This is a genomic window from Pseudomonas sp. NPDC087615, from assembly GCF_044743445.1.
GTDB classification, from domain to species: domain Bacteria; phylum Pseudomonadota; class Gammaproteobacteria; order Pseudomonadales; family Pseudomonadaceae; genus Aquipseudomonas; species Aquipseudomonas baetica_A.
Map to the genome: position 1 here is coordinate 133,427 of NZ_JBIUWM010000007.1, position 16,338 is coordinate 149,764.

Sequence of the window (16,338 nt, forward strand, 5' to 3'; positions counted from 1 at the left end):
ACCATTTGATCCCTACCCCTTTGGGGAGAGGGGGACAAAACCCATTGGTACACACCAAACCTGTGGCAGCCAGCCTGCTAGCGATGAAGCCATTCGAGACAGCACATTTACCGACTCAAGGCTCGGGCAAGGAATGGCGCAGTCCGGCTCTTCCTGCTCGTAGCGACTTTCTGCGGCGTACCCGCCGCAACTATCTTGCCGCCCTGATCCCCCGCCCCCGGGCCGATGTCGATCACCCAGTCGCTCTGCGCGACCACGCGCATTTCATGCTCGACCACGATCACCGTATGTCCCGCCGTCACCAGTGCATCCAACTGCTCCAGCAACCGATCGACATCGCGCGGATGCAGTCCGGTGGTCGGCTCATCCAGCACATACAAGGTGGCGCCGCGCTGATTGCGCTGCAACTCGGTAGCCAGTTTGATCCGCTGCGCCTCACCGCCGGACAGTTCCGTGGCTGGCTGCCCCAGGCGCAAATAACCCAGACCGATGTCGCGCAGCACCTCCAGTGAACGCCGAATGCCCGGTTGCTCGATAAACACGCTCACCGCCTCATCGACAGTCAGTTGCAACACCTGAGCGATGCTCAAGCCTTGCCACATTATCGCCAGCGTCTGCGGGTTGTACCGTGCGCCATGACAGGTTGGGCACGGTGCATACACGCTGGGCATGAACAGCAATTCGACACTGACAAAGCCTTCCCCCTCGCACGTCGCGCAACGCCCCTTGGCGACGTTGAAGGAAAACTGCCCGGCGTCATAACCCGCCGCCCGCGCCTCGGGTGTCGCGGCGAACAGCTTGCGCACGTTGTCGAATAACCCGGTGTAGGTCGCCAGATTGGAACGTGGCGTGCGACCGATGGGTTTCTGATCGACTTGCACCAGTCGCTTGATCGAATCCAGTCCGGCGCTGACTTGCCCGCCGCTGACCTGCGGTGCGTCGTCTTCGAGGGTGAGTTCTTCCGGCTCGTTATCAACCGCCGGCCGCCCCAGTTGCGCGCCGACCAGTTCCAGCAACGCCTGACTGACCAGACTCGATTTCCCGGAACCGGACACGCCCGTCACCGAAGTGAAGCAACCCAAGGGAAACTCCGCGCTGAGATTGGTCAGGTTGTTGCGGGTGATACCGTCGAGTTTCAGCCACGCTGTCGGCTTGCGCGCCGTCCGCGTCTGCCGTTGCGCTTCGGCAAACAGATAGGCGCGCGTCTGCGAATGCTCAATGTCGGCCAACCCCGCCGGTGGGCCGCTGTATAACACTTGACCGCCCTGCTCGCCCGCCGCCGGCCCGACGTCGATCAACCAGTCGGCACGGCGCATGGTTTCCAGATCATGCTCGACCACAAACAGCGTATTGCCCTCGGCTTTCAAGCGCTGCAAGGCTTCGAACAAGGCCTCGCCGTCCGCCGGGTGCAAACCGGCGGACGGTTCGTCGAGCACGTAAATCACGCCGAACAATTGCGAGCCCAATTGCGTGGCCAGTCTCAAGCGCTGCAACTCCCCGGACGACAAGGTCGGCGTGCTGCGCTCCAGCGCCAGATAACCGAGGCCCAAATCGGTCAGGGTACTGACCCGCTCGAGCAAGTCCTCGGCAATACGCTGTGCTGCCAGGCGTTTTTCCAGGGACAGGTTCGGGGTGTGCCGCACGTCCGGCGCGCTCGTGTGCCCACTGGCGCCGTGGGCCACACGCTGCTGACGGGCTTCGCGAGTCTGCGCATGGCTCAGGGTTTCGCCGCTCTCTTCGGCGTGGTCCAGATAGCTGGTGGCCGCCACGGGTTTCAGTACCTCTGCCACTTGCAGCAACGGCATCTGCGACAACTCGCCGATGTCATACCCGGCGAACGTCACCGACAACGCCTCGCGCTTGAGGCGTTTGCCCTCACACAGAGGACAAGGACTGCCGAGCATGAACTGCGAAACACGCTTCTTCATCAGCGCACTTTGCGAGTGGGTGAAGGTGTGCAGAATGTAGCGCCGGGCGCCGGTGAACGTGCCTTGGTAACTCGGCTCCATCTTGCGCTTGAGGGCAACGCGGGTTTCTTCCGGGGTCAGCCCGGCGTACACCGGAACGGTTGGGGTTTCTTCGGTAAACAGAATCCAGTCACGCTGCTTTTTCGGCAGCTTGTGCCACGGGATATCGACGTCGATGCCCAGGGTCACGAGAATGTCGCGCAGGTTCTGGCCTTGCCACGCCAATGGCCAGGAAGCCACCGCGCGTTGGCGAATGGTCAGGCCAGGATCAGGCACCATCAAGGCTTCGGTGACTTCATACACCCGGCCAAGCCCATGACACTCAGGGCACGCGCCCTGCGGGGTATTGGGCGAAAAATCCTCGGCATACAGCATCGCCTGCCCCGGCGGATAACTGCCGGCACGCGAATAAAGCATACGGATCAGGCTCGACAACGTGGTGACGCTGCCCACCGATGAACGCGTGCTCGGTGTACCGCGCTGTTGTTGCAGAGCCACGGCAGGCGGCAGGCCTTCGATGGAGTCGACATCCGGCACGCCCACCTGATCGATCAGGCGCCGCGCATACGGCGCCACTGATTCGAAATAACGCCGCTGGGCTTCGGCATACAACGTCGAGAAGGCCAGCGATGACTTGCCCGAACCCGACACCCCGGTGAACACCACCAACGCATCGCGGGGAATGTCGACGTCAACGTTCTTAAGGTTGTGTTCACGGGCACCGCGCACCCGAACCATGCCAGTGAGTGCTTTGGAGGTACGCTTGGAAGTCATCAGCCTGCCTTGGTAATGGAATGTTCAAGCTCAGCCACTGAGCACGTCACGAATCATCTGCAACAACGCTTCCGGGCTGTAAGGCTTGCTGAGCAAATGCGTGTCGGGGCTCAGTTGGTGATTGCGCGAGATGATGTCGCGGGTATGCCCGGAGGTGAACAACACCGCCACCGGTGGTACCTGCACTTTGGACCAGACAAACAGATCGGAGCTTTTGATCAGCCCCGGCATGACCACGTCGGTGAAAATCAGGTCCACGTCGCAGCCTTCGAGCAACATCTGCATCGCCACGTCGCCATTGCCGGCGGTCAGCACGCGATAACCTTCCTCGCGCAGCAACTCGACCGCCGAAGCGCGCACCGCGTCGTTATCCTCGACCACCAAAATTGTCTCGTGACCACCCCCCAACTGACTTTCGATGTTCGGCGCTTCTTCGCGGATCGGTCGCAGGCTGCGTGCAAAGTACAACTGCACGCGTGTTCCCTCACCTGGCGCACTGTCGATCTCGACGTGCCCGCCGCTCTGTTTGACGAAACCGAAGACCATGCTCAGGCCCAGCCCCGTGCCTTGACCGTCAGCCTTGGTGGTAAAAAACGGCTCGAACACTTGTTCCAGCATCTGTGGCGGGATGCCGGGGCCCGTGTCGCTGACTGCGACCCGGACAAACTCTCCGGGGGTGATGCCCTTACCGACACAGAACTCGCCATCGAGAGCAACGTTGGACGCACTGAGCACAATGGTGCCCTCGCCCTTCATCGCATCCCGTGCGTTGATGGCCAGATTGAGAATGGCGTTTTCCAACTGATTGCGGTCGACGTTGATGTGCCACGGTGCTTGCGGCAGTTGCACATCAATCTGAATGGTTTCGCCCAGCGCCCGTTGCAGTAATTCACCGACACCTTCGAAAATCTGCTGCAGATTACACACCGCCGGTGACAACGGCTGACGCCGGGCAAACGCGAGCAATTGCGAAGACAACTTGGCCCCCCGCTCAACCGCCGCCAACGAAGCGCTGACCCGACGCTGCACGTTGGCGTTATTGGGCTCATGGCGAGCCAGCAAATGCAGATTGCCGGCGATCACCTGCAACAGGTTATTGAAGTCGTGAGCGACGCCACCGGTCAGCCCGCCGATGGCTTCCAGCTTCTGTGACTGGCGCAACTGCTCCTCGGCGGCCAGTCGCGCACCGACTTCATCGGCGACACGCTGTTCGAGGTTGCGCGTGAATTTGAGCAGGGATTCTTCGGCAATCTTGCGCTCATGAATATCGATCAACACACCGGGGAAGCGAAACGGCTCGCCCTGCTCGTTGAATTCACAGGCTCCGCTGGCCTGTACCCACATATAATTGCCGTCCGGGCGCAAAACCCGGTATTCAGCGTTGTACGGCTCGCCGGTCTGCAATACCTGATTGACCCGCTCCTGCACCCAGGCCAGATCATCAGGGTGGATCCTGGCTTCGGTGAGTTTCTGAGGCAGATCGGTCAGATCCTGATCCGCCGGGTACGAGAACGTCCGAGCAAAACGCTCATCCGCCGACAACACATCATTGCGCACATCCCAGACAAACGAGCCGAGCAAGGCGCCGGCATTCAGCGCCAGACGCACCCGCTCATTATCGGCGCGATACGCATCTTCAGCGGCTTGGCGCAGACGCTCGGAGCGCATGAACTCCGTGGTATCAACCACTATCGCCATGACCCCGGACGGCACCCCTTCATCGTTGGCGACAGGGCTGTAGTACAAATCCAGGCAGACTTCTTCGGGAATGCCATCACGCAGCAGCACCATGTCTTTATTGCGAAACGACAAGGTGCCACCGGCAAGACAGGTATCGACGACATGGCGGTTGAACTCGGCGACTTCCGGCCAGCCCAGCTCCACCGGTGAGCCCAACAAAAATGGATGGCGGCCACCGGCAAACGTCGAATAGGCGTCGTTGTAGATCATGTAGCCAGCACGGCCCCAGAGCATGACCAACGGCAACGGCGATGCCAGCATCATTTGCACGGTGCTGCACAGGCTGGCGGGCCATGTCTCCAGCGGCCCCAGTTCGGTTTGACGCCAGTCGAACGCGCAAATGCGTCCGGCCATTTCGCCTTTCCAACCTTCACAACCGTGGCTATCGGATAAAAACTGCATCGCCTGACTCAGTGTCCTGTGGTGGTTGCCCGATCAATCACTACGCCAAAACGACGCGGCGTCCTTGTGTTTCGAGCATCGCAGGTCGTATTGGTTTCATAAGAGGTATAGCCGGTTTCATATCCGCTTCAGGTTCAAACCCCGATCAGATGTTTCAGCGGGTGATAGCCCGTTTTCATCTTGGCGGCAACGTCGAGAATCGCTTTCTCGATGCCGTTCAGGTGCACGCACGTCAACTCGATCGCGGCGCTCTGATCGCCGGCCTCGATGTACTCGATCAGACGCAGGTGTTCGTTGTCGCGGCAGGCTTCGTGACTGTCGTCGTCCAATGCGGCGATGTACAGGGAGGCACGGGAAATCAGCTTCTGAAACCAGTCGAGCAGTACCGGGTTATTCAGGCTGCGTGCAAGTTTGAGGTGGAACTCACCAAGCAGATGAATCAGCCGCTCGTGGTCGCCGGCTTCATGGGCTTGATCTTCCAGCAACAGGTGATCGCGCAGCACCTGCATCGCCGCAGCGTCCTTGCGTCGACACAGCTCGGTGACAATACCGATCTCGATCAGACGGCGGGTTTCGAACAGCGAACGAATTTCTTCGTTGCTGGGCAACGACACCGATGCCCCTTTGTTGGGCTCGGTGGTCACCAGGCCCTCGGCTTCCAACTGCTTGAGCGCGGCCCGCACTGAGGTGCGGCTGACATTAAATAATTGCGCGAGCGAGGCCTCGCCCAGTTTCATTCCCGGACGCAGTGAGCGCTTGCAGATCGCCTCGTAAACCCCTTGGTAGACGCGGTCGACCGTGGTTTCCAGTTTCTTTTCGGTCACTCGAAAGCTCCTTCATTGCTGGCAACGCTGCCGTGGCGCATGAACCGTGGCGCAGAATATCGCCTTCGGCCCCAAGATGCAGGCTCTTGATTGCAAGTCGTGACCGGGGTGGGTCGAGAAATGTCCGGGCAAAAAAAATCGCAGCCTGCGGCAGTGGCTTGGAAAGGTCATCCCAAGGCGCTGCCGCAAGCTGCGATCTTTTGACGTCCGCGGTTAATCCGTGCCGTATTTCGGCGAGCGTGGTCCGTACAGCAGGCCTGCCGGGTGCCCGGCTGACAACAGACGATTGCTCGCCACACCGGCAATCGGATAACCGGCATCGGTCGAGCTGTTGATGATCTGCTTCACCGCTGCCGTGATCAGCATGCCGATCAGGCCGCCGCCGCCGTTATTGTTGCCCTCTTCGCTCGACGCCCGAGCGGAGCCGGTCCACAAGGTAGTGCCGGATTTCAGGTCGACCAGTTTCGCCGTCGCAGTGACTGCGGTTTCGCTGCTGATCACCATGTAACGCGTACCGTACTCGGTCACGGTGATGTACAGCGCCGCATCCGCGCCGAAGATTTCCTTGAGCTTGTTGGGCGGTGCCTGATGGATATCGTCTGGCGTGGTCAGGCCGTTCTGACGGAACGTCTCATCAACCAGTGCTATCGGCAGCACGTAGTAACCGGCTTCCGCCAGCGGGAACGTCACTTGCGACAACAGGCTGTACGACGCCTTGACGTCCGGCGAGGTGTTCAGCGGCGGGAGCACCAGAATGCTCTTCGGGCGCGCTTGTTTGTACGCCGAGTAATCCACGGTCTTGGGTTTTACGCAGCCACCAAGCATGGTCAGCGCCAGCACGCCCACCAGCAGTTTCACCGCACGCGGGATCATTTCGCATCTCCGGTCTTGGCGTTTTTAAGCAGGAAATCCATGTACGTGCCGGACTCTGGGAACAGGGTCTTTTCGGTACGGAACTGCTGCACCATCTGATCGTCTTTTCCCATGCTCAGGTACAGCAGACCGAGGTGCGCGTGGTATCCCGGCGGCACGGCCTTACCCGTGGAGCGGATCTTCTGCAAATCGGCTTCCAGTGCTTCTGCCTGGGCTTCTTTCGGTGTTTCGCTTTTGAAGTACTCGTAGACCTGGGGTTCGTAGCCTTCCCACTGATACAGGGTTTGCGGGCTGCTGCAACCGGCCAGCAGAGCACTGGCGGCCAGCGTCAGGGCCATCAGCGACCGCGACAAAGTCGAATTCATTGGATGTTGCTCCTTGCAATGGGCGTCAATCAGTTGCCCGGTTTCCAGGCACCGGCGTTCATGCCATCAACCAGACGATTGATCGCCTCGCGCATAGCCAGATCCAGGACTTTGCCGTTGAGGGTGGAGTCGTAAGCAGCGGTGCCGCCGAAGCCGATGATTTCGCGGTTGGACAAGGCGTACTCGCCGGCGCCCTGGGTCGAATACACCACTTCGGAGGTGCTGATGTTGACGATATTCAGGTTGACCTTGGCGTAAGCGATCTGGGTCTTGCCACGACCAAGAATGCCGAACAATTGGTGGTCGCCAATCTCTTTGCGACCGAATTCGGTGACGTCACCGGTGACCACATAATCGGCGCCTTTGAGACGCTGAGCCTGGCCCTTGATCGCGGCTTCCTGCTGGATTTCGCCCATGTTGTCGCGATCGAGCACGGAGAAACGGTTGGTCTGCTGCAAATGCGTGATCAGGATGGTCTTGGCCTGACCGCCGAGACGGTCGACACCGTCGGAGAAGATCCCACGCATGTAGCTGGAGCGATTATCAAACTTGCCCACCGCCATCGGCACGCGAACGCCAGTCCAGACTTGAGTGGCGCTTTCTACCTTGGCCACCGGCAGCGCGCGGGAGCTTTCGGTGGCGCAACCGGCAAGCGTGCCGGCGATGGTGCCAAGCACGGCGATTGCAACGCCTGAGACCAGCATCCGAGAGATCATTCTCACTGAATATTCCTTCTTGAAAAACGGTGTGTCCCGGCACGGTAACGTGATGGGGCGCGGAAAAGGGGCCGCATTATGACAAAGTGCCATCATTGATGACAGGTTTTTTTGACGCCAGTGAATTGGCTTTCCGATTTCAACTCCCACAGGGTCTTAGGGGGTTGTCAACTGTCAGGAATGACAGTTTACGAGGGGCTATTACAGGCATAGGTTGAGGTTGTCGTTGAACACTCTTCATATTGATGGCACTCGCTGCCCAGGAGCTTCACATGTTGACGGAACACCTTCTGCCCCAAACAAAAACCAATCCTTCCTCCGGCACCGTATCTGCCGATGTTCAGGGTGAGCCGACGTTCAATGCCGATGGCTTCAATTTCGCCTACGACTACTACACCACGGATAAAAAACTGCGCCTGACACTCAGCGCCGTTCAGACGATCGAGGATGATCAGGGAAACAGGGTTATCAGAGGCATAGAAATGGTCTTCAATTCCGACATCGTCAGTGGGACCCACGCCATCAAGGACGGTAATTTTTCTGCAACGTGGTGGACAATGAGGGCCGAAGGAGACGACACCTTGTTCCATACCTATAACGCGGACGACGGATCAGTCGCTCTGTCTTTTGATCACGATCAGGAACTCTACGAAGGCAGTTTTACCTTTGAGTCCAAAGGGCCGGGGTCTGCCAGCGCAATCATCAGATCGGGCAGTTTCTCGATCCAGGGTCGGGATAACTTCACGCTCTAAAAAAGGGTTGCCGCTTTGTGTGGAGCTGCTGAAGGCTGAGATCTTTCGATCGTTTTTTTAGATCAAAAGATCGCAGCCTGCGGCTGCTTGTACAGGGTTTGGTGTTCCGGCAGGGATAAAGTTGATCAATGAAAGTCGCGGCTCTGCACGCGGATGCCGTTGAGCAACGGGCTCAGGTCGCTCAGGCGGCCGGCGATCAGGTGGCGCACTTCGCCCTCGCGCTCCCAGCGGCCATCAACCTTGAGCAATTGCGAGCCGACCAGTACCTGGCGTTGACGCTCGGCCAGATCGCGCCAAACCACCACGTTGACGTTGCCGAACTCGTCTTCCAGGGTCACAAACGTCACGCCGCTGGCGGTGCCTGGCCGTTGGCGTCCGGTCACCAACCCAGCGACGCTGACCGGGCGCCCGTGTTCGATTTCGAGCAACTCCTGCGAACTGCGGCAACGCCGCGCCTTCAGCTCGTCGCGCAACAACGCCAGCGGATGCGGCCCCAATGTGGTGCCAACGGTCGTGTAATCGGCGTGCAGATCCTCGCCGACGCTGGGTTTGGGCAGCACCACGTCGGGCTCTTCCTGACTCGGTAGCCCGGCGAACAGCCCGAGTTGCTTCTGCACCCCGGCCACTTCCCAGCGCGCCCGATGCCGATGACCGGCCAGGCCGCGCAACGCCCCGGAATCGGCCAGCAATGCTTGCGCTCGACTGTCGAGCCCGGCCCGTTCACCCAGATCGGCAACATCGGCGAACGCCCCACGCACTCTTGCGACTTCGATGCGACGGGCATCGTCCTCGCGAAACCCCTTGATCATGCGCAGGCCCATGCGGATCGCCGGTTGTGCGCCGGTGATGGGTTCCAGGCTGCAATCCCAGTCACTGGCACGCACATCCACCGCACGGATCTGCAACTGATGCCGACGGGCGTCCTGGAGAATCTGGTCCGGGCTGTAGAAGCCCATCGGCCAACTGTTGATCAGCGCACAAGCGAACGCCGCCGGTTCGTGGCACTTGAGCCAGCAACTGGCATACGTCAACAAGGCGAAACTGGCAGCGTGGGACTCAGGAAAGCCGTAACTGCCGAAACCTTTGATCTGCTCGAAAATCTGCGCGGCGAATTCCGGCGTGTAACCGTTTTTCTTCATGCCGGCGGCGAGTCTCTCCTTGTGTGGCTCCAGCCCACCATGACGCTTCCACGCGGCCATGGAGCGGCGCAACTGATCGGCTTCGCCGGGGCTGTAATCAGCGGCGACAATGGCGATCTGCATCACCTGCTCCTGAAACAGCGGTACGCCAAGGGTGCGTTTGAGCACCACTTCCAGTTCCGGCGACGGGTAGGTCTCCTCCTCTTCCTTGTTTCGGCGGCGCAGGTACGGATGCACCATTCCACCCTGAATCGGCCCCGGCCGGACGATAGCCACTTCAATCACCAGATCGTAGAACTTCGCCGGCTTCAGGCGTGGCAGCATCGACATCTGCGCCCGGGACTCGATCTGGAACACGCCGATGGTGTCGGCGCGGCTGATCATCTCGTAGGTGGGTTTGTCCTCGGGCGGAATCGTCGCCAGGCTCAGATCCAGATGGCGATGACGGCGCAGCAAATCGAAACAGCGGCGGATCGCACTGAGCATACCGAGGGCGAGGATATCGACCTTGAGCAGCCCGACCGCGTCGAGATCGTCCTTGTCCCACTGAATGATCGTGCGGTCGGCCATCGCCGCGTTCTCCACCGGCACCAGACTGTCCAGGGGCTGTTCGGAAATCACGAAACCGCCGGGGTGCTGCGACAGATGCCGGGGGAAACCGATCAGTTGCCCGGTCAGGCTCAGCACCCGGCGCAACACCGGGCTGTCAGGGTCGAACCCGCCTTCCAGCAAGCGCGCCAGCGGCGGCGTTTCATCACTCCAGTGGCCGCAGCAATCGGCCAGTGCGTTTATCTGATCTGGCGGCAGGCCCAAGGCCTTGGCCACATCGCGCACCGCGCCGGCGGCGTGATAGGTGCTGACCACCGCCGTCAGTGCCGCACGATGTCGGCCGTAGCGGCGGAACACGTATTGCAGGACTTCTTCGCGGCGTTCGTGCTCGAAGTCGACGTCGATGTCCGGCGGCTCGTTGCGTTCCCTGGACATGAAGCGTTCGAACAGCAGCGTGGTGCGATCCGGGTCGATTTCCGTAATGCCCAGGGCAAAGCACACCGCCGAATTGGCCGCCGAACCACGGCCCTGACAAAGAATCTTTTGCTCGCGGGCGAAGCGCACCACGTCGTGCACGGTGAGGAAGTAGCTTTCGTAGCCGAGTTCGGCGATCAGTTCCAGCTCATCGTCGATCTGCTTGAGCACTTTGGCCTGCGGACCTTTCGGCCAGCGCCAGGCGATGCCCTCTTCGGTCAGGTGACGCAACCAGGTACTGGCGCTATGCCCCTCAGGCACCAGCTCCTTGGGGTATTGATAACGCAACTGCCCCAGGTCGAAAGTGCAGCGTCGGGCCAGGTTCACCGAGGCCTGCAGCAAAGCCGGCGGATAGACCTCGCGCAGCACCTCGACGCTGCGCAAATGCCGCTCGCCATTGGGGTGCAGACGCAGACCGGCCTCGGCCACCGGGACGTGATGACGGATCGCCGTCATGGTGTCCTGCAGGGCCCGGCGGCCACGGGCGTGCATGTGTACATCGCCGCTGGCCACCGGCGTGATTCCCAGCTCAGCGGCCAGACTCGACAACGCCGCCAGCCGCCGCTGATCGTCCTGCCCACGGTGCAACTGCACCGCCAGCCACAGCCGTTCGCCGAAGGTTTGCTTCAACCAGCGGCCCTCTTCCCTGTCGTCCACCGAGTCCGGCACCCACAACACCAGCAACCCGGGCAGCGCTTGGCTGAAATCCTCGCGCAGCACCTGGTACTGGCCTTTCTGCGTGCGCCGCCGGGCACGGGTGATCAAACCGCACAACGCCTGATAACCCTCGAGGTTCTCCACCAGCAGCACCAGTTTCGGACCGTTTTCGATGCGCACTTCACTGCCGATGATCAGCGGCAGTTCAACGGATTTCGCCGCTTGCCAGGCACGCACAATTGCGGCCAGCGTGCATTCATCGGTGATCGCCAGTGCCTGATAGCCGTGTTGTTTCGCCCGCTGGAACAGTTCCAGCGCACTGGACGCACCACGCTGGAAACTGAAGTTCGACAGGCAGTGCAACTCGGCATAACCATCGCTCATGCAAACCAGCCTTGCAGCCACAACGGACCACCCTCGCCCACGGTTCGATAAGCCCAGCCTTGCTGACCGGCGCGGTTCTGGATCAGGTAATAATCGCGGCGCACATCGTCACCGTCCCACCAGCCTGATTCGATGCGCTCCGGGCCCATGAGAATACGCGCCGAACCTTGCGCCACGCTCTGCGGTTCGCCCAACAACCAGCCCGGCCGATAGACGCTGGGCAAACCTGCACAGCGTTGTTTGTCGACGCCGTTCTGCCAGGCGCACTCCGGTCGGTGATCGGCCTGAAAGCGCAGCCCTTGCACCGCTTCATCGCCCAGCCGTGCGCGCAGACGCTCGCGCAATTGCTCCCATGGCAAGGTTTGTTGCGGGCGGTCATCGAACAGCTCCTGAAACTGCGGCACAAAACTCGGCAGATCTTCGGCGCGCAAACGAAAACCGCGTACCGGCGCTTCGACCTGCACTTGTTCCAGTCGCCCACGGGCCAGTTCGAAGAGCATCGCCGGATCGCGCTCGGCGCTGAGCAAGCCGACTTTGATCACTGTGTCCGGCAACCCGGCGTGTTCAAGATGCAAATCGAACCGCTGCACGCCGCTGTCGCGTCCGCAAAGGAATGCCGACAGGTCAGCGGTCAAACGTCGTAACGGGAACAGCAGCGCCTGATGGGATTGCACGTCGAAATTGAGTTCGATGCGCACATCGAAACGGTCCGGCGGCAGGTAGAACGCCAGCGCGAGTGGGCGTGCGCCGGACAAGGTGTCGAGGTGCTTGAACATCTGCGCCTCGAAGCGTCGGGCCAGCGCCTGACGCGGCAAGCTTTGCACCTGACTGAGGTTGCGCAGGCCCATGCGCGACAACGCCGTGGCCACAGCCGGCTCCAAGCCAACGCGATCGACGGGCAATTGCCCGAGGTGATGCCGCAAGACTTCGTCATCCGGCACCACCAGGCCGTCATAAGCATTGGCCAACACCCGCGCCGCCACCGGGTTTGGCGCGGCGACGATACGGTGACGAAAACCCAGATCCGTCAGTTCCTTGCGCAACCGCGCCTCGAACTGCGCCCAGGACCCGAACAGGCCCAGGCTCGACTCGATCTCGAACACCACAGTACGCGGGTAATGCACGCTGACTTGCGCACTGAAACGGTAGGCCCATGCGGCCAGAAACTGCTGCCAGTGCTCGACGTCGGCAACATCATAATCCGCCGTGGCAAAGCCCTTGCTCAAGGCTTGCGCGGCGGTCATTGACTGACCGGGCCGCAGCCCGAGTTGGCGCGCCGCCGGGTTGACCGCTTGCAGCACCCGGCGCTGGGCCGGACCGCTGAGCAGCACCAACGGCTCAGCGGGATCAGGGCGCTGACGCAGCACCGCGTCCAACGCCAATTGCGGAAACACAATACACACCCAGCGCATGACGACCTCAGTGACCCACGGCAAAAGCAATCGGTGCCGGGCGCGCCAGTCCGCCACGACACTTGAGGATACGTAATTGCGCGGGTTTGGCGTCGATGGCAATCCGTAAGGCAGCGGGCGAAGGGTTGATCGCTTCACTCAGCGGCCGCCACGCAAATGCCAGGGTCTGGCCCGTTTCCGCCGCCACCTGCAAACGCCGCAACGCGCGGTCATCCGCCTTGTGCGGCCAGCACAGCACCGCGCCACAACTGCCTGAACGCAGGCATTGCTCCGCCGCCCACAAGGCATCGCGCTCACTGGCCTGAATGACCGACAACTGGCGAAGATCGACCCCGGCGTTTTCCCACGCCTGGGGGTACGGCACGAAGGGTGGTGCGACCAACACGATGCGTTCACCTGCCGCCGATAACCGCGCCAATGTCGGCCAGACCAGTTGCAGTTCGCCGACACCGGGGCCGGCCAACAGGATTTCGCTCAACGCGGCTTCCGGCCAGCCACCGCTGGGCAGCGCCGCATCCAGTGCCGCATGCCCGGTGGGTTGCGGACTGGCGGCCGGTGGCGCAGGCCGGCCCTTCCAGACCTGGCCGCCATTGAACAGCGTATCCAGCGCAATGACGGCGCCCATCAGCCTTGCCTCACCAGACCACAGAACACCCCTTCGATGGCCAGATCCTGATCATCGCCCACGACAATCGGCCGGTACGCCGGGTTGCGCGGCAACAACCGCACCCCATCGCCTACACGTTCGAAGCGTTTTATGGTGACTTCACCGTCGAGGCGCGCCACGACGATCTGGCCATTCAGCGCCTCGGGATGGCGTCGCACGCCGACCAGATCACCGTCGAGAATGCCGTCTTCGATCATTGAGTCGCCCTGCACCCGCAGCATGTAATCCGGTGTGCGAGAGAACAGCGCCGGGTCGAGCATCAAGCGACTATGAATGTCGGCATCGGCGCCAATCGGCGCACCGGCGGCCACACGGCCGAGCACAGGGATATCGAGCCACTCCGGGCGCGCCGGTTGACCGAGCAAGCGAATGCCCCGGGCCTGATGCGGGTTGACCTCGATAAACCCGGCTTCGGTGAGCGCCAGCACATGCTTGCGCGCCACGCTACGGGAGGCAAAACCAAAAGCCTCGCTGATTTCAGCGAGGCTTGGGGGCTGACCGTGTTCGGCGATGCGTTCGCGGATAAAGGTCAGGATGGCGGTGCGGCGGGGAGTCAGATTCGTCATGGAGTACATTTGTACTCCTGTAGGATTTTCCTGACAAGCACCATCAGTCAGGTGGGTGTCGCTATAGGAAAATGTGAAACATGTGACAGGATGTTTACGATTTTTTTACTAATGTTCTTCTACAGTTACACACGTTACTGCGTGTGTTTTCTATTCATGTAGAGGAAGGTTTGACATGGCTTTAGGCAACGGACTGCGTTTACCGTCCATCACCCCTACGCGACTGGTGTTGCTGTTTTCCCTGGCGCTGGTGGCGTTGTACAACCTGGCGACCTGGAAGGCGCTGGGCACACTGATCACCCTGCAAGGCGCGTACAAACTGGCATTTTTCGCCTCTTTCGGGCTGTTTTTATGGGCCGCTATCACCCTGCTGCTGACCCTGGTGTCGTTCCGCTGGACGCTGAAACCGGTGCTGACCGTGGTCGCCCTGCTCTCGGCTTGCGCCGCGTATTTCATGAACGAATACGGGATCACCATCGACACGGTGATGATCCAGAACGTGTTCGAAACCAACCCCGGTGAAGCCACCGCGCTGTTCAGCGGCAAGCTGATGGCCTATGTGCTAGTGCTCGGCGTACTGCCGGCGGCGCTGATCTGGCGTTGGCCGGTGAGCTATCGACCGTTCTTTCGCGGCCTGCTGAACAAGATTCTGGTGATCATCGCCTGCGTGCTGGTGATCGCGGCCTCGGTGGGCACGTTCTATTCGACCTACGCGCCGATCTTTCGCGAAGAAGACAAACTCACCCACTTCATCAACCCGACCAACTACATCTACGCGATCAGCAAATACACCAAGCAACGCCTGGGCATCAAAAAGCACTTCGTGGTGCAGGCTATCGGCGAAGACGCGGTGATGAGCGCCAAGGCTGCCAGCCGCGAGAAGAAATCGCTGATGGTGTTCGTGGTCGGTGAAACGGCCCGCGCCGATCACTTTTCGTTGAACGGCTACGAGCGTGAGACCAATCCAGAGCTGAGCAAACTGGACATCCTCAACTTCACCCAGGTGCATTCCTGCGGCACGTCGACAGCGGTGTCGGTGCCGTGCATGTTCTCGATGTTCCCCCGCGAGGATTACAGCGACAAGAAAGGCAAAACCTACGAAGGCCTGCTGGACATCCTCCAGCGCGCCGGCGTGCAGGTGCTGTGGCTGGACAACAACAGCGACTGCAAAGGCACCTGCCTGCGCGTACCGCATCGCGATATTTCGAAGAACCAGCCGGGACCGTTCTGTGACGGCAACAACTGCCTCGACGAAGCCTTGCTGGCCGATCTGCAAAGCTACATCGACAGCCTCAAGGGCCACGCGATCATTGTTCTGCATGCCGATGGCAGCCACGGCCCGGAATACTACGAGCGCTATCCGAAGGACATGGAGCGTTTCAAACCGATCTGCCATACCAACCAATTGGGCAGTTGCAGCCGTGATGAGCTGGTGAACGTCTATGACAACACCATCCTCTACACCGACCATTTCCTGGCCAAGGTAATCGAGTTGCTCAAGCGCAATCAGGATTCACTGGATACATCGGTGGTTTACGTCTCTGATCACGGGGAATCGCTGGGGGAAAACGGGTTGTACCTGCATGCAGCGCCTTATGCGCTGGCACCCGAGGCACAGACCCATGTGCCAATGGTGATGTGGTTTGGCGACAACACCTTGGCCAGTGAAGGCATCGACCGGGGCTGCCTGCAAGGCAAGACCGGCCAGGCGGATCTGAGCCATGACAACCTGTTTCATTCGGTGCTGGGGTTGTTTGGGGTGAAGACGTCGCTGTATCAGCCAGGGCTGGATATTTTCCACGGCTGCCGCCCGTCCATGACAGCCGCACAATAACCCAGCCCCCACAAAACCCTTGTGGGAGCGGGCAAGCCTGCTCCCACCTTTAGATCTTCGTTTCTAACGGGCTTCATCTGGCTGCCGGATCGGCCTGCGTCGATAAAACGGACGCAACGCAAAACAACTGTGGGAGCGGGCTTGCTCGCTCCCACCTTTAGATCTTCGTTTCTAACGGGCTTCATCTGGCTGCCGGATCGGCCTGCGTCGATAAAACGGACGCAACGCAAAACAACTGTGGGA

12 protein-coding genes are annotated in these 16,338 nt (G+C 60.6%); 2 read left to right on the forward strand and 10 right to left on the reverse strand.

The window, feature by feature from the left end; translation table 11 throughout:
- Positions 1–107 precede the first annotated feature (107 nt).
- The 6 genes from ACIOU6_RS06125 to ACIOU6_RS06150 form a co-directional block, all read right to left on the reverse strand.
- Positions 108–2,741, reverse strand: coding sequence for an excinuclease ABC subunit A (locus ACIOU6_RS06125; protein ID WP_401134666.1), 2,634 nt, complete (start codon positions 2,739–2,741; stop codon positions 108–110).
- Positions 2,742–2,771: 30 nt separating this feature from the next.
- A complete protein-coding gene (locus ACIOU6_RS06130; protein ID WP_221732755.1) occupies positions 2,772–4,883 on the reverse strand; it encodes a PAS domain-containing sensor histidine kinase in 2,112 nt (703 codons plus the stop codon).
- Between the two features lie 134 nt (positions 4,884–5,017).
- A complete protein-coding gene (locus ACIOU6_RS06135) occupies positions 5,018–5,707 on the reverse strand; it encodes a GntR family transcriptional regulator (RefSeq protein WP_221732756.1) in 690 nt (229 codons plus the stop codon).
- 213 nt (positions 5,708–5,920) lie between these two features.
- Complete coding sequence (locus tag ACIOU6_RS06140) at positions 5,921–6,580, reverse strand: DUF799 domain-containing protein (RefSeq protein WP_221732757.1); 660 nt, start codon at positions 6,578–6,580, stop codon at positions 5,921–5,923.
- A complete protein-coding gene (locus ACIOU6_RS06145; RefSeq protein WP_221732758.1) occupies positions 6,577–6,945 on the reverse strand; it encodes a DUF4810 domain-containing protein in 369 nt (122 codons plus the stop codon). Before ACIOU6_RS06145 ends, ACIOU6_RS06140 begins: the two co-directional genes overlap by 4 nt.
- A gap of 29 nt (positions 6,946–6,974) precedes the next feature.
- Complete coding sequence (locus ACIOU6_RS06150; RefSeq protein WP_221732772.1) at positions 6,975–7,661, reverse strand: CsgG/HfaB family protein; 687 nt, start codon at positions 7,659–7,661, stop codon at positions 6,975–6,977.
- A 272-nt stretch (positions 7,662–7,933) separates the two neighbouring features.
- On the opposite strand from ACIOU6_RS06150, the gene ACIOU6_RS06155 reads away from it, so the two are divergent.
- Positions 7,934–8,413: a hypothetical protein gene (locus tag ACIOU6_RS06155; protein WP_401134671.1), complete on the forward strand. Its 480-nt coding sequence runs from the start codon at positions 7,934–7,936 to the stop codon at positions 8,411–8,413.
- A 125-nt stretch (positions 8,414–8,538) separates the two neighbouring features.
- On the opposite strand, the gene ACIOU6_RS06160 is transcribed toward ACIOU6_RS06155, so the two are convergent.
- Genes ACIOU6_RS06160 through lexA form a run of 4 tightly spaced genes read right to left on the reverse strand, consistent with a single transcriptional unit; the run spans position 8,539 to position 14,270 of the window.
- Positions 8,539–11,616: an error-prone DNA polymerase gene (locus ACIOU6_RS06160; protein WP_401134674.1), complete on the reverse strand. Its 3,078-nt coding sequence runs from the start codon at positions 11,614–11,616 to the stop codon at positions 8,539–8,541.
- Positions 11,613–13,028 carry a Y-family DNA polymerase gene (locus ACIOU6_RS06165; RefSeq protein WP_401134677.1) on the reverse strand — a complete coding sequence of 472 codons (1,416 nt, stop codon included), beginning with the start codon at positions 13,026–13,028 and terminating at the stop codon, positions 11,613–11,615. Before ACIOU6_RS06165 ends, ACIOU6_RS06160 begins: the two co-directional genes overlap by 4 nt.
- A 7-nt stretch (positions 13,029–13,035) precedes the next feature.
- Entirely contained in the window at positions 13,036–13,653 is a 618-nt protein-coding gene (gene imuA / locus ACIOU6_RS06170; protein WP_221732761.1) for a translesion DNA synthesis-associated protein ImuA, read from the reverse strand.
- Positions 13,653–14,270: a transcriptional repressor LexA gene (gene lexA, locus ACIOU6_RS06175; RefSeq protein ID WP_401134681.1), complete on the reverse strand. Its 618-nt coding sequence runs from the start codon at positions 14,268–14,270 to the stop codon at positions 13,653–13,655. The genes imuA and lexA overlap by 1 nt, the downstream gene beginning before the upstream one ends.
- Before the next feature lie 166 nt (positions 14,271–14,436).
- On the opposite strand from lexA, the gene ACIOU6_RS06180 reads away from it, so the two are divergent.
- The gene (locus ACIOU6_RS06180) at positions 14,437–16,095 is read left to right on the forward strand and encodes a phosphoethanolamine transferase (protein ID WP_401134684.1); all 1,659 of its coding nucleotides are present in this window, start codon (positions 14,437–14,439) and stop codon (positions 16,093–16,095) included.
- The last annotated feature ends 243 nt before the right edge of the window (positions 16,096–16,338 follow it).

What these genes read in the sequence shown, in the direction of transcription:
- ACIOU6_RS06125 (WP_401134666.1), bottom strand. Translation starts at nt 2,741, where the DNA reads ATGACTTCCAAGCGTACCTCCAAAGCACTCACTGGCATGGTTCGGGTG.
- ACIOU6_RS06155 (WP_401134671.1), top strand. Translation starts at nt 7,934, where the DNA reads ATGTTGACGGAACACCTTCTGCCCCAAACAAAAACCAATCCTTCCTCC.
- lexA (WP_401134681.1), bottom strand. Translation starts at nt 14,270, where the DNA reads ATGTACTCCATGACGAATCTGACTCCCCGCCGCACCGCCATCCTGACC.
- ACIOU6_RS06165 (WP_401134677.1), bottom strand. Translation starts at nt 13,028, where the DNA reads ATGCGCTGGGTGTGTATTGTGTTTCCGCAATTGGCGTTGGACGCGGTG.
- ACIOU6_RS06160 (WP_401134674.1), bottom strand. Translation starts at nt 11,616, where the DNA reads ATGAGCGATGGTTATGCCGAGTTGCACTGCCTGTCGAACTTCAGTTTC.
- ACIOU6_RS06145 (WP_221732758.1), bottom strand. Translation starts at nt 6,945, where the DNA reads ATGAATTCGACTTTGTCGCGGTCGCTGATGGCCCTGACGCTGGCCGCC.
- ACIOU6_RS06130 (WP_221732755.1), bottom strand. Translation starts at nt 4,883, where the DNA reads ATGCAGTTTTTATCCGATAGCCACGGTTGTGAAGGTTGGAAAGGCGAA.
- ACIOU6_RS06140 (WP_221732757.1), bottom strand. Translation starts at nt 6,580, where the DNA reads ATGATCCCGCGTGCGGTGAAACTGCTGGTGGGCGTGCTGGCGCTGACC.
- ACIOU6_RS06180 (WP_401134684.1), top strand. Translation starts at nt 14,437, where the DNA reads ATGGCTTTAGGCAACGGACTGCGTTTACCGTCCATCACCCCTACGCGA.
- imuA (WP_221732761.1), bottom strand. Translation starts at nt 13,653, where the DNA reads ATGGGCGCCGTCATTGCGCTGGATACGCTGTTCAATGGCGGCCAGGTC.
- ACIOU6_RS06150 (WP_221732772.1), bottom strand. Translation starts at nt 7,661, where the DNA reads ATGATCTCTCGGATGCTGGTCTCAGGCGTTGCAATCGCCGTGCTTGGC.